Raw genomic sequence first — 11,302 nt, forward strand, 5'->3', positions numbered from 1 at the left:
ATCAATGGGCAGGCAACCACGACGGCGGGCAAGGATGCTGACGATAGAAGTTGCGCAGTTGCGCCACATCGCGTGTGAACCCATCGATGAGCCTTTGCCGATATTGCATTTGGGCAGGCACTTGCAAGGCCGGTTGGCGCAGAAAATCCGCCACGGCTTGCGCGGCTTGAATGCCGCTCATCAGCGCTTTGAGTACGCCGTGGGACGCCGCCGGATCAAGCCGGTTGGCGGCATCGCCTACCAGGAAATAACCGGCCCCGGCGGCGGCCGGGGTGAGGCGCCAGGTCACATCGGCGCCGCGCACGGCACCCACCGCTGGTAATGATTGCAGGGTGGAAGGGAGCATCACCGACCGAGTGTTGCGTTCGAAGGTCAGGCGCGTCCAGTGCAGCAAACGATCCTCAACCTGGGCGATCCACGTCCACCCCTCAGGGTCGGCCAGCAAGTGTGCCGTCGTCGCATAGGCTGCGTTAGAGCCTTGCAAGTAGCCGTAACGAGCCACCAGTGGCGCGGAGCAACTGTGAGTCGTCAGGCCGAGTTGGCGGCTGAGCCAGTCGCGAGCGCCACTCGCATCGATCAGGCATTTTGCGTAAAGGCAGCCGCTGTCGGTGTCGACGCCGATCACCCGGTTAGCCTGCGTCAGCACCCGCCGTGCCCGGCTGGGCTGGATGACCTCTACGCCCAAAGAAGCGGCTTGCGCCAGCAACGTTGCGTCCAATAGGGCTCGCTCGAGATGAAAGCCCTGCCAAATGCCGCTGTCATCGGTGCCAAAACCGTTGAAATGCGGCGCGCCGTTCCACGTTACCCAGTGACCGTCAAAGCGCCGGGCCGCGCGGCCACACAAGGGCTCGGCAACCCCCAGCAGGCGTAACAACGGTTCGATGCCCGGATGCAGGCTTTCGCCGGGGCGAAATCGTGGGAACGCCTGCCGTTCGATCAAAGCCACGTGCAAGCCACGCCGGGCGCAACTGATTGCCGTTGCGCACCCCGCAGGGCCGGCGCCGACGATCACGACATCAAAATGCTGCATGGGCGACCTGCCACGGCAGCGCGTCAGTTTTGATCAGGATCGCATCGGCGTCGAGCAACAGAATCACCAGCGCTTCGACTTCGACGTCGCGCAACCTGAAATCGCTTTCAGCGATCCGCACGGCACCGCGTCTGTACAGCAAAAAGCGCTGCACCCAGCCGTCGAGGACCTGCCCGGATTCCGCCTGTGCGGTGTCCAGTTCGGCATTCGGCCGCTGCACTTCAATGAACGACAACAGCGGCCATGTATTGCGCAATTGTTTGTCGTTGGCGGCGCCAAGCACGCGGTACACGCGATACATCGATAGCACGCGTTGCTGATACGCCGTTTGCGAGGTGTGACCGGTCATGCCCAGGGAAAACAGGTTGTCGAGAGCCACTTGGGTGTAGTCGGCATGGGCGTACGCGTGGTATCGGGCGATCAATCGATTGTCATGCGTGATCAGTTGCGGGCCGCGCTGATTATCCCAGGCCACACCGCCGCCCATGCCGATGTCCTCATCGGTCAGGGGAATGATGCTGTGCAGGGTCGAGCGCGGCTCGAAGACCCGCGCTGAGTCCGGCGCCACGCCGGGCCAGAAAGACCCCAGCGCCGCACAGATTTTTGCATCCTCGGGAAACGGGCTGGCCATCTGATAACCGGCGAGAACGTTGATCCATTCTTCGTCCACGGTGCGCTGACGAACCCAGCCGACCTCCCAGCCTGGCCCGAACACCCCGGCGGCGCCGTCGGGCAGTGAGGTAGGCCGTGATGGCGGCGGTAGCGGGGCTTCGGATTGCACAATGTCGGATTGATCGGCGAGGGCGACGATGGCACTCACCCCGCGATCGGCGGGGGAGAACAGGTGATCCTGCAAGTGCAGGTTGGCGCAGTAGCGGACATTGGAAAGCGCTTCCAGTCGGGCGTGCCAGAGACCGGTACTCGGCAATGACGGCTCGTCGCTGACCCAGCGCAACAGGTTGCGCTGGCTGCACAGCGGATAGAAGTCCGGTGGGCCGATCAGCGAGTAGGCCGCGACTGTCGGCAAACTTTTTTCCAGCGCCGGGCACCGTGGCCGCACCCAGCCATCGGCGGTGCTGTCCTGATAGTGCAAGGCGCGGTAACCCCCCTGGCGCAGCAATTCTTCGACATTTTCATACTCGTTCAGGTCTTCGATACTGCCATCCGCCTCGACCCGGTGACGCCCGTGAATCATGCCGCCACTGTTGGCCGGCATCACAAAGGACAACGGTTGACCCTGGTACGCGGCCGGCTCGACCAGCCGCGGTTTGGCCACGGGTAACAGCAGCCCCGGGCCGCCATCCGTCACTGTTGCCCAATGCGCCAGGTCGGCGGTAACGACGAAGGGCGGCTGGCTGATCTGCGGCTCCTGCCAGCCGGTGCCGCTGTGGCGTAAATGGATATGCCGCAGTTTTTCGTTGATCTGGTGGTTGTCCAGCGTCACCGTCAGGTTCATGCCCTCCAGGCACTGTGCGCCGTTGAACAGCTTGTGCAGCGGCACCCAGAAATCCAGTTCGGGATCGAGCTCCACCTGAAAATCCATCGGTCCGAAGCGCGTGGCATCGCCTTTGAGTTTGACGGCGATGTAGGCGCTGTAGCGCACCGGCATGACTCGGATGCGGTAAGGGTCATCGTCGACGAAGGGCAAAAAGCTGCGCAGTTTTGCGTCATAGCGCGCGGGGGCGGTGCCGACGCGGGCGATACCGGTGCGCGAGAAACACAGATCGGCATGCCGGCCATGCACGGTGTCGGCCGCGCAACGATATTCACTGGCGAACGCGACCATTGCCAACGGTGCGCCCAACGCTTTGCTGCGCAAACTGTCGAGCGTGGGCGGGCTGACGCTGTAGACATAGTCGAGCACTGTTTCGATTTCAGCAGGTGTGGGAAACAGCTGTAGTGTCTGGCCGTTTTCATCGCTGATGACCCGTGGCGAAGCCAATGCGTGATACAGCAGGCTGCGTGACGGTACGCCGGCTTCGATTGCGCGGCTGCCGGCCCGAGCGAAGTCGGCGAATCCGGGTAGTGAACGGTCGACGTTCAACGGTTTGCCCAATTCCGCCGCCAGCGGTTCGGCGAGCAGGTCCAGGCCATGCGCGAGCATCAACGAATGCCAGCCGCCGGGCGCCAGTCGCCTGCACACTTGTGTGACGGATTCGAGCAGATTCATATTGCGCCTCGACAGGTTGGGCCAATCGTCATGGAACCGCAGCCCGGCGCTGACTCGCCACTGTCAGATCTGACAGTCGCGACCAGTGGTGATCAGTGCGAAACGGGCAGCACAACGATAAGCGCAACGACCAAGGCGCACAGTCGGTGGATTCTGATGAGGTTGTAGGCATTGGCGCTGCGGTGCGCAGGCTACCGACCGGCGCCGGTTGGTAGCATTTAAACAACGCCGTTGAAAGGTTCAGCGGTGCAGCGGCAACTTCAGCTCAGCACACAACCCGCCGCCTTCGCGGTTGCTCAAGGTCAGCGAGCCGCCTAACGCCATGGCCAGTTGCTGGGCGATCGCCAACCCCAGGCCGGTGCCGCCGGTATCGCGATTACGCGAGTTTTCCACGCGGTAGAACGGTTGCAGCACCTGCGCCAGTTCGGCGTCGGCGATGCCCGGGCCGCGGTCCATGACGGTGATCGCCAGGCTGCCCTTGTTGGCTTCAACCCAGACTTCGGCGGCGCCGGCGAATTTCAGCGCGTTGTCGGTCAGGTTGACCAGAACACGGCGCAAGGCATGGGGCCGAGTATCGATGACCGCCGCGCTCTTGCCCACCAGGTTCACTTGCTTGCCCATGTCCTGATAGTCGAACACCAGGCTTTCGAGGAAGGAGTCCATGTTGGTGCGGCGGCTTTCCTCGGTCGAGCCATGGATGCTGCGCGCATAGGCAACGCCTTCGCGCACCAGATGTTCCATCTCGCTGAGGTCATTCCACAGCTTGTCTTTCTCGGTGCAATCGTCCATGAGCTCGGCGCGCAGTTTCATCCGCGTGATCGGCGTTTGCAGGTCATGGGAAATCGCTGCCAGCAATTGCATGCGCTCCTTGAGGTAGGCAGCGATGCGCGCCTGCATCGTGTTGAATGCACGCGCGGCGTAGACCACTTCGGTGGGGCCGCTTTCATCGAGGTTGATCGGGTGGGCGTTGGGGTCGAGGGTTTCCACGGCGTTGGCCAGCCGGGTCAAGGGGCGGACCGCGATGCGTACGGCCAGCCAGGTGCAGGCGATCATCAGCGCCAGTTGGCCGAGTAATACCGCCGGCAACCAGGGTGACAACGGGACCATCGCGGGGCGCACGTCGATGGTCACCGGGCTGCCGTCGCTCAGGCGCAGATGGCCCTGAAAATGTTTCTTCGGCCCGGGAATGTCGGTGAAGGTCAGCGGATAGCGTTCACCGATTGCGTCAGTGATCGAGGTGACGGCCACCGGCACATCACCGGGCTCGATCGGCGTGCCCGGATCGCCCTCGCTCAACAGGTAGCCATAATTTTTTCGCGCCAGCCGCTCGAGCCAGGCAGGGCGTTCTTCGCCAGGCAGGCGATCGAGGATTGCAATCGAGGTCGAAACGTCGGTTTGCAGATTGCCGAGCATGGTGTTTTTCGCGCTTTGGTAACGCTCGTAATACTGCGCGCCGAACGACAGCGCCTGCGCAAGCAGCAAGCCGATCAGGAAAATCAGCGACAGGCGTGAGGCGAGGGTGCGCGGCCAGTGCAGATTGACGCTCATGCCGGCGCCCCGAGAATCTCGACCGGCAGCGAGAACACGTAGCCCTCGCTGCGCACGGTCTTGATGTAGGCCGGCTCGCGCGCATCATCGAGCAGACGCTGACGCAAACGGCTGACCAGCAAATCGATCGAGCGGTCGAACAGATCCGCGTCACGGCCCTGGGTCAGGTTGAGCAGTTGATCGCGGCTGAGCACCCGTTGCGGGTGATCGAGGAACACTCGCAGCAAGCGGTATTCGGCGCCGCTGAGGGCGACCATGGTGCCGTCCTTGTCGAGCAGATGACGGGCCGAGGTGTCCAGTTGCCAACGGCCGAAAGCCAGCAAGCGCCCGGCCTCGGTGACCACCAGATTCGGCGGTAGCATCCTTGTGCGGCGCAGCACGGCGTTGATCCGCGCGAGCAATTCGCGGGCGGCGAACGGTTTGGTCAGGTAATCATCGGCGCCCATTTCCAGGCCGATGATGCGGTCGGTTTCATCGTTGCGCGCGGTCAGCATCAACACCGGCGTGGCCTTGTGTTTGCCCACCCGCAGTTCGCGGCACAGCTGCAGACCATCGTCACCGGGCATCATGATATCGAGCACGATCAGGTCGACGGTATTGGCTTCGAGAAAACTGCGCATCTGCCGGCCATCGGCGACCACGGTGGTGCGCAGACCGTTTTTCTTCAGGTAGTTGCCCACCAGTTCACGGATCTCGCGGTCGTCGTCGACGATGAGAATGTGATCGACATGATCCATCGGTTCAAGCCTCAGTCAGAAGGGGAATGCCGTGCAGTCTATAGAGCCTTCAATGACTCGCCTGCCTGCCTTTGTATTGCAGTGTATCTGCCGTGTCGGCGGATACACGGGAACGCAAAAACGCGAATTTTCCAGGGTTTTGTATCGCTGTGTATCCCCCGATGGCAGGGATACACAGCGATTGAAACGCGCCTGTTCCTGACACAGACGCGATACCTCGCGAGCCTCAAATAGGCTCCATCGAGGCCCACACAGATCGCCTCGGCTCAAACCCCACTGAAGCCTTGAGGAAAACGCCATGAACAACAAATCCGTCATTGCCGCCTGCCTGTTTGCCGCCTTGAACATCTGCACGCTGTCGGCCCGCGCCGAAGCCGCTGCCACCCCGCAAACCTACACCTACGGCACCCACCGGGATATCCAGAAAGTGCTCTCGCTGAAACAGGACAACTCGGTGTCCTGCGGCATCGTCGAGGTACGCATGACCTACCTCGATTCGGCCGGTCAGACCCGCGTGCTCGATTACAGCAAATTTGCCGACGGCTGCAACAACGACAACTAAGTCATCACTCTTTATAGAAGGAAACAGCCATGAACAACGTATCGCGCTTTTTGACCGCCATCGCCTTCTCCCTGGCCGGCGTTGCCGCCCATGCCAACGCCGCGGTTGAACAGCATAGCTGCCACAGCAGCACCTGCTTCCAACTGACGCCGGTGGCCAAGCAGGGCAGCGATGGCTTGATTGCTGCGGACGGTTCCAGCCGCACGCCGCAGGGCCAGATGTTTGCCGAGAACGGCGCCAGCCGCACGCCGCAGAGCCATTGGCTGGACAGCCAGAACGTCTGAATGGCTTGTCACATTCATTGATCAAGGGTGACTCACTATGTACCTCATCGCATTCCTCGGCGGTCTGCTGACCGTGCTCAGCCCCTGCATCCTGCCGGTGGTGCCGTTTCTGTTTGCCGGCGCCCAACGCAGTCGCGCTTCGATATTGCTGACCTTAAGTGGCATGGCCCTGACCTTCGCGCTGATCTCAAGCCTCGCTGTGGTCAGTAGCGAGTGGGTGATCCAGGCCAGCAACAGCGGACGTTACGCCGCGCTGATCGTGATGAGCGTGTTCGCCCTGTCGCTGATCTCGGCGCGCATCGGCGACTGGCTGACACGACCGTTCGTGATGCTCGGCAACCGTCTCGACCCGGACACCCGGAAAAAGGCCGGGCCGATGGGTTCGATCATGCTCGGCGTGGCCACGGGGTTGTTGTGGGCACCCTGTGCCGGGCCGATTCTCGGGGTGATTCTCACCGGTGCCATGCTGCAAGGCGCCAACGCGCAGACCAGCCTGTTGCTGCTGGCCTACGGCGCTGGCAGTGCATTGTCGCTGGGCACGTTGATTTTCACCGGGCGCGGTTTGGTCAATCGCCTGAAACCGTCGATTCCGTTTACTGGCTGGTTGCGCCGAGGTGCCGGGATTGCGGTACTGGCGACGGCAGCGGTGATTGCTACCGGCTTCGACAAAACCTTACTGGCGAACACCTCCTCTGAGCGTGTGGCGATTGTCGAAAAAAGCGTTCTGGAAAACGTGCCGAAAGTGGTCGATTACTTCGTCAGCAAAGTCCGCGCAGACTCGCCGATGGAGGAGGGCAGAGGCGCGATGCCGTCACTGGGCGGCGCAGTGCAATGGCTGAACTCGCCCGAGCTGAGCGCTGAATCCCTGCGCGGCAAAGTGGTGCTGGTGGACTTCTGGACCTACGACTGCATCAACTGCCAGCACACCCTGCCGTACGTCAAAGACTGGGCGAAGAAATACGAGAAGGACGGTCTCGTGGTGATCGGCGTCCACACCCCGGAATACGGTTACGAACGGATCATCGACAACGTCAAGGAACAGGTGAAAAAACTCGGCATCACCTACCCGGTGGCCATCGACAACAACTACGCGATCTGGCGCAACTTCGATAATCAATACTGGCCCGCGCATTACCTGATCGACGCCAACGGGCAGGTGCGTTACAGCCACTTCGGCGAAGGTCGCTACGAAGCGCAGGAGCAGATGATCCAGCAGTTGCTGCAGGAGGCGAAGGCGCCGGCGGCCTGATCAGCAACACCAATGGCTCAGAGGTCGCGGACCATGAGCCATTGTTCGTTGTCCCAGGCGCGAAAACGCTCCAGGACTTGCCAGCCGCGCTTGGCGTAGTAGTCCTGCTTGTTCTGTGTGTGCAGATACAGGCGTGCAAAGCCGCAGCCTTTCGCCTCCTGACAAATCCCTTCAATCAAACGTTCCGCCAGCCCTTGCCCGCGTGCTTCAGGGCTGACGAACACGCAGGCCAGCCAAGGCCCGAGATCCGGGCGCAGGGCGAGGTCATCGCGTGCCAGCGCCGCGCCGCCGACCAGACGTTCACCGTCCATGGCGATCAGGCAGGACCAGTCACCATTGCCTTGGCCCAGGGCAAATTCACGCTGCCATTCGGCCAGTGGTTGGTCGACGTATTCGTAGGGAAATTGTTGGTGAATCCATTGGGCATAGTGGTCGCTGTGGTGCATGTGATGCGCGAGCCAATCAATTTTCAGTGACATCTGACGAATCCGTTCCAGAAGCGAGCGAGCATCAGAAACCAATCCCCCAACCTTGGCAATCCTCAAGGTGTTCCAGACGCTTTACAGATTTCCACCGCTCATCGGCAAACCCCTGGTTTTACAGGGTTGCCAGACGATTGGCAGGGACGCCGCGTGGTCTCGGCGCGATAGTGCGTGAGCAGGGTCACTGCCGGCCTTGCCCTATAACAAGAGCGCGAGGTTGCCATGCCTAAATTCGTGATTGAACGCGAGATTCCAGGGGCCGGGAAGCTGTCGGAAGCAGAACTCAAAGCCGTGTCGCACAAGTCCTGTGACGTATTGCGCGAACTCGGCCCAAAGGTGCAGTGGCTGCAAAGCTACGTCACCGCTGACAAGATCTATTGCGTGTACATCGCGCCTGACGAAGAGCAGGTGCGCGAACACGCCAGGCTCGGTGGATTCCCTGCCAACAGTGTGGCGCGGGTGATGACGGTCATTGACCCGACTACGGCCGAATAATCACTGATCCAATTTGTAGCGGAGCGCACTGTCATGAGTACCCCGATTGATCTGACTGCCTTGAAGGAACGCCAGAAAGTCGCGTGGGCCAGTGGCGACTACGCCGTGATCGGTACGACGTTGCAAATCGTCGGTGAAAACCTCGCCGAAGCCTGCGACCTGCGTTGCGACGAAGAGGTACTGGATGTCGCTGCCGGCAACGGTAATGCGACGCTGGCGGCGGCACGGCGCGGTTGTCTGGTCACCTCGACCGATTACGTCGCGGCATTGCTGGAGCGCGGGCAGGATCGGGCCCGGGCGGAGCATTTGGACGTGACGTTTCAAGTTGCCGATGCCGAGGCACTGCCGTTCGCTGATGAGAGTTACGACGCGGTGCTGTCGACCTTTGGCGTGATGTTCGCCCCGGATCAGGACAAGGCCGCTGCTGAACTCGGCCGGGTTTGTCGCCGTGGCGGTCGCATTGGTCTGGCCAACTGGACGCCGGAAGGTTTTGTTGGCCTGATGTTCAAGACCCTCGGCCGGCATCTGCCACCGCCTGCCGGCGCCCAGCCGCCCTCCAATTGGGGCTCCGATGCCTGGCTGCACAAGCATTTCGATGACCGTGATTTTCTGCTGCGCGTGACGCGGCGCGAGTTCAACTTTCGCTATCGCTCGGCCGCGCATTTCATCGATATTTTCCGCCATTGGTACGGGCCGGTGCACAAGGCCTTTGCGGCATTACCGCCGGAGAGCGGGCAGGCGCTGGAGAGTGATCTGGCGGATTTGCTCAATCGGTTGAATCGGGCGGGGGAAGGTTCGCTGGTGGTGCCGAGTGAGTATCTGGAGGTGGTGATCACCAAGCGCTGAATGAAGATCCCTGTAGGAGTGAGCCTGCTCGCGATAGCGGTCTGTCAGCTGAATATTTTTCGACTGATACACCGCTATCGCGAGCAGGCTCACTCCTACATTGGATGTGTGTTTGGCTCTGGGGTCTATTTCACCTGCGGCCGATCAAACCACTCCAGCGCCGTACGCCAGATGCAGATCCCCAGAAAGTACGCCGACATCAATAACCACAAGCCCATCACCAACGGGTTGATCACCGGGTGGTTGAGCACCAGCGACAGGCTGCACAGCAGCCAGATTGCCGTCACCGCAATGTTGATCGGCATGAACCGGCGTACGCGGAACGGGTGCAAAAACTTCATCCGCGTCACGGTCAACAGCGCCAGACCAATCACCGTCAGAAAAGTGATCCACGGCCCCGGCCCGATGATGTACAGGCACAGCGCGACGACATTCCACGCCGCCGGAAACCCGACAAAGTAGTTGTCCTTGCTCTTCATGTTGACATTGCAGAAGCAGAACAGCGACGACACCAGAATCAGCGACACGGTCAGCAGCAGGGTGTAGTCCGGCAGCGGAATGTAGCGATAGATGAACAATGCCGGAATGAATACATATGTCAGGTAATCGATCACCAGATCAAGGATCGAACCATCGAAGCTCGGCAGCACTGATTGCACGTTGACCTTGCGCGCCAGTGCGCCGTCGAGGCCGTCGACAATCAGCGCCACGCCCAGCCACATCAGACAATGGGTCGGCTGGTTTTCCAATAAGGCGAGGGTGGCCAGAAAGGCAGTGACCACGCCAGTCGCAGTAAAACCATGGGCGCCCCATGCTTTGAGCCTGGCGATGTGTACGGTCGATATCACGGGGGCGTTCTCCAGAAAGTGAAGCAAGCCGGGTATCACCCTTGAGTAGCAGGGCGCCGGCAAACCGGGTCGGGGTTGCAGCTATCGACCGGTCTGGCCGGGATAAGGTTCACCACTGATCAATCTTAGCTGGCCGGCGAAAAAATACGCGGGCGAAATCCGCCAGGCGCTTGAGTGTCAGCCAAACGGTGCTGGCGCTATGGCTTGAGGGGGCTATCGTTGCCAGACGCAGTCACTGTCAACGCTTGAGGATGACGTCATGAACACCAGCGATTTGCTTGAACAACTGCTGCGAGGCCAGGCCTCGGCAGGTCAACAATCTTCAGCGTCTGCCGGCGATGGTTTGGGTGGTTTAGGCGGGTTGCTGGGTGGCCTGCTCGGCGGCGCGGATTCCACCGGCACACGTGGTGGCTCTGCAGCCGGGGGGCTGGGCGGATTAGGTGGTTTGCTCGGTGGTTTGCTCGGCGGCGGTGCCGGTGGCGGTCTGGGCGGCGCATTGGGTGGGGCACTGGGTGGCGGTGGCAGCACGCAAAGCCGCTCCGGCGCGAGCAATTATGCGGCGCTGGCGTCGTTGGGCATGATGGCGTTCCAGGCGTATCAGGCCTGGCAACGCAGCCAGGCCAGTTCGGCACCGCAACAAACGCCGCAAACGGCTAACCTCCTTGCCGGCCCGGAAGTCGAGGAGCACAGCCATGCTGTGTTGCGCGCGTTGATTGCGGCGGCCAAGGCTGACGGTGAGATCGACGCCCGGGAACAACAGATGATCAGTGGGGAAATCAGCAAACACACCGACGACCCACTATTGCAGCAATGGTTTGAGGACGAAGTCTCGAAACCGCTGGACGCCAACGAAGTCGCGCAGGCGGCCAAAGGCGATCCGGCCATGGCCGCTGAGATGTATCTGGTCAGCGTGATCCTCGTGGATGACCAGCGGGACGCGGAGCGCAGTTATCTGGACGAGCTGGCAGCAGCCTTGCAGATCGACCCGAGTTTGCAGGTGCATCTGGAACAGCAGGCCAAAGGTCAGGCCTGAAAGCAACATCAAAAGATC

At 61.2% G+C, this 11,302-nt stretch carries 12 protein-coding genes; 6 read left to right on the forward strand and 6 right to left on the reverse strand.

Annotation, left to right across the window (positions count from 1 at the left end; all coding sequences use genetic code 11):
• Position 1: 1 nt before the first annotated feature.
• The 4 genes from PMI23_RS23365 to PMI23_RS23380 all read right to left on the reverse strand — a co-directional run bounded on the left by PMI23_RS23365 (position 2) and on the right by PMI23_RS23380 (position 5,485).
• Positions 2-1,030 carry an NAD(P)/FAD-dependent oxidoreductase gene (locus PMI23_RS23365; RefSeq protein ID WP_007919576.1) on the reverse strand — a complete coding sequence of 343 codons (1,029 nt, stop codon included), beginning with the start codon at positions 1,028-1,030 and terminating at the stop codon, positions 2-4.
• Positions 1,017-3,200, reverse strand: a complete 2,184-nt coding sequence (locus tag PMI23_RS23370; RefSeq protein WP_007919577.1) for a hypothetical protein — start codon at positions 3,198-3,200, stop codon at positions 1,017-1,019. The genes PMI23_RS23365 and PMI23_RS23370 overlap by 14 nt, the downstream gene beginning before the upstream one ends.
• 240 nt (positions 3,201-3,440) lie before the next feature.
• The gene (locus PMI23_RS23375; protein ID WP_007919578.1) at positions 3,441-4,748 is read right to left on the reverse strand and encodes an ATP-binding protein; all 1,308 of its coding nucleotides are present in this window, start codon (positions 4,746-4,748) and stop codon (positions 3,441-3,443) included.
• On the reverse strand, positions 4,745-5,485 hold the full coding sequence (locus PMI23_RS23380; RefSeq protein ID WP_007919579.1) for a response regulator: 741 nt from the start codon (positions 5,483-5,485) through the stop codon (positions 4,745-4,747). The genes PMI23_RS23375 and PMI23_RS23380 overlap by 4 nt, the downstream gene beginning before the upstream one ends.
• 298 nt (positions 5,486-5,783) lie before the next feature.
• Between PMI23_RS23380 and PMI23_RS23385 the strand changes: the two genes are divergently transcribed.
• Genes PMI23_RS23385 through PMI23_RS23395 form a run of 3 tightly spaced genes read left to right on the forward strand, consistent with a single transcriptional unit; the run spans position 5,784 to position 7,580 of the window.
• On the forward strand, positions 5,784-6,047 hold the full coding sequence (locus tag PMI23_RS23385) for a DUF2790 domain-containing protein (protein ID WP_007919580.1): 264 nt from the start codon (positions 5,784-5,786) through the stop codon (positions 6,045-6,047).
• A 29-nt stretch (positions 6,048-6,076) separates the two neighbouring features.
• Positions 6,077-6,331 (forward strand): hypothetical protein, encoded by a 255-nt coding sequence (locus tag PMI23_RS23390; protein WP_007919581.1) that lies wholly within the window; start codon positions 6,077-6,079, stop codon positions 6,329-6,331.
• A 37-nt stretch (positions 6,332-6,368) separates the two neighbouring features.
• Positions 6,369-7,580, forward strand: coding sequence for a cytochrome c biogenesis protein DipZ (locus PMI23_RS23395; protein ID WP_007919582.1), 1,212 nt, complete (start codon positions 6,369-6,371; stop codon positions 7,578-7,580).
• Between the two features lie 17 nt (positions 7,581-7,597).
• On the opposite strand, the gene PMI23_RS23400 is transcribed toward PMI23_RS23395, so the two are convergent.
• Positions 7,598-8,059 carry a GNAT family N-acetyltransferase gene (locus PMI23_RS23400; RefSeq protein ID WP_007919584.1) on the reverse strand — a complete coding sequence of 154 codons (462 nt, stop codon included), beginning with the start codon at positions 8,057-8,059 and terminating at the stop codon, positions 7,598-7,600.
• Positions 8,060-8,284: 225 nt separating this feature from the next.
• Here PMI23_RS23400 and PMI23_RS23405 point away from each other — a divergent pair, with 225 nt between their 5' ends.
• Both PMI23_RS23405 and PMI23_RS23410 read left to right on the forward strand, forming a co-directional pair.
• Entirely contained in the window at positions 8,285-8,557 is a 273-nt protein-coding gene (locus PMI23_RS23405) for a DUF4242 domain-containing protein (RefSeq protein ID WP_007919586.1), read from the forward strand.
• A gap of 33 nt (positions 8,558-8,590) precedes the next feature.
• A complete protein-coding gene (locus PMI23_RS23410) occupies positions 8,591-9,403 on the forward strand; it encodes a class I SAM-dependent methyltransferase (protein ID WP_007919589.1) in 813 nt (270 codons plus the stop codon).
• A 125-nt stretch (positions 9,404-9,528) separates the two neighbouring features.
• On the opposite strand, the gene pcsA is transcribed toward PMI23_RS23410, so the two are convergent.
• Positions 9,529-10,251 (reverse strand): phosphatidylcholine synthase, encoded by a 723-nt coding sequence (pcsA, locus tag PMI23_RS23415; RefSeq protein WP_007919592.1) that lies wholly within the window; start codon positions 10,249-10,251, stop codon positions 9,529-9,531.
• A 259-nt stretch (positions 10,252-10,510) separates the two neighbouring features.
• On the opposite strand from pcsA, the gene PMI23_RS23420 reads away from it, so the two are divergent.
• The gene (locus tag PMI23_RS23420; RefSeq protein WP_007919593.1) at positions 10,511-11,284 is read left to right on the forward strand and encodes a tellurite resistance TerB family protein; all 774 of its coding nucleotides are present in this window, start codon (positions 10,511-10,513) and stop codon (positions 11,282-11,284) included.
• The last annotated feature ends 18 nt before the right edge of the window (positions 11,285-11,302 follow it).

This window comes from Pseudomonas sp. GM24 (genome assembly GCF_000282235.1).
Classification (GTDB): Bacteria; Pseudomonadota; Gammaproteobacteria; order Pseudomonadales; family Pseudomonadaceae; genus Aquipseudomonas.

Coding starts and splice junctions, on each gene's coding strand:
- PMI23_RS23375 (WP_007919578.1), bottom strand. CDS start 4,748: ATGAGCGTCAATCTGCACTGGCCGCGCACCCTCGCCTCACGCCTGTCG.
- PMI23_RS23420 (WP_007919593.1), top strand. CDS start 10,511: ATGAACACCAGCGATTTGCTTGAACAACTGCTGCGAGGCCAGGCCTCG.
- PMI23_RS23370 (WP_007919577.1), bottom strand. CDS start 3,200: ATGAATCTGCTCGAATCCGTCACACAAGTGTGCAGGCGACTGGCGCCC.
- PMI23_RS23400 (WP_007919584.1), bottom strand. CDS start 8,059: ATGTCACTGAAAATTGATTGGCTCGCGCATCACATGCACCACAGCGAC.
- PMI23_RS23365 (WP_007919576.1), bottom strand. CDS start 1,030: ATGCAGCATTTTGATGTCGTGATCGTCGGCGCCGGCCCTGCGGGGTGC.
- PMI23_RS23385 (WP_007919580.1), top strand. CDS start 5,784: ATGAACAACAAATCCGTCATTGCCGCCTGCCTGTTTGCCGCCTTGAAC.
- PMI23_RS23405 (WP_007919586.1), top strand. CDS start 8,285: ATGCCTAAATTCGTGATTGAACGCGAGATTCCAGGGGCCGGGAAGCTG.
- PMI23_RS23380 (WP_007919579.1), bottom strand. CDS start 5,485: ATGGATCATGTCGATCACATTCTCATCGTCGACGACGACCGCGAGATC.
- PMI23_RS23410 (WP_007919589.1), top strand. CDS start 8,591: ATGAGTACCCCGATTGATCTGACTGCCTTGAAGGAACGCCAGAAAGTC.
- PMI23_RS23395 (WP_007919582.1), top strand. CDS start 6,369: ATGTACCTCATCGCATTCCTCGGCGGTCTGCTGACCGTGCTCAGCCCC.
- PMI23_RS23390 (WP_007919581.1), top strand. CDS start 6,077: ATGAACAACGTATCGCGCTTTTTGACCGCCATCGCCTTCTCCCTGGCC.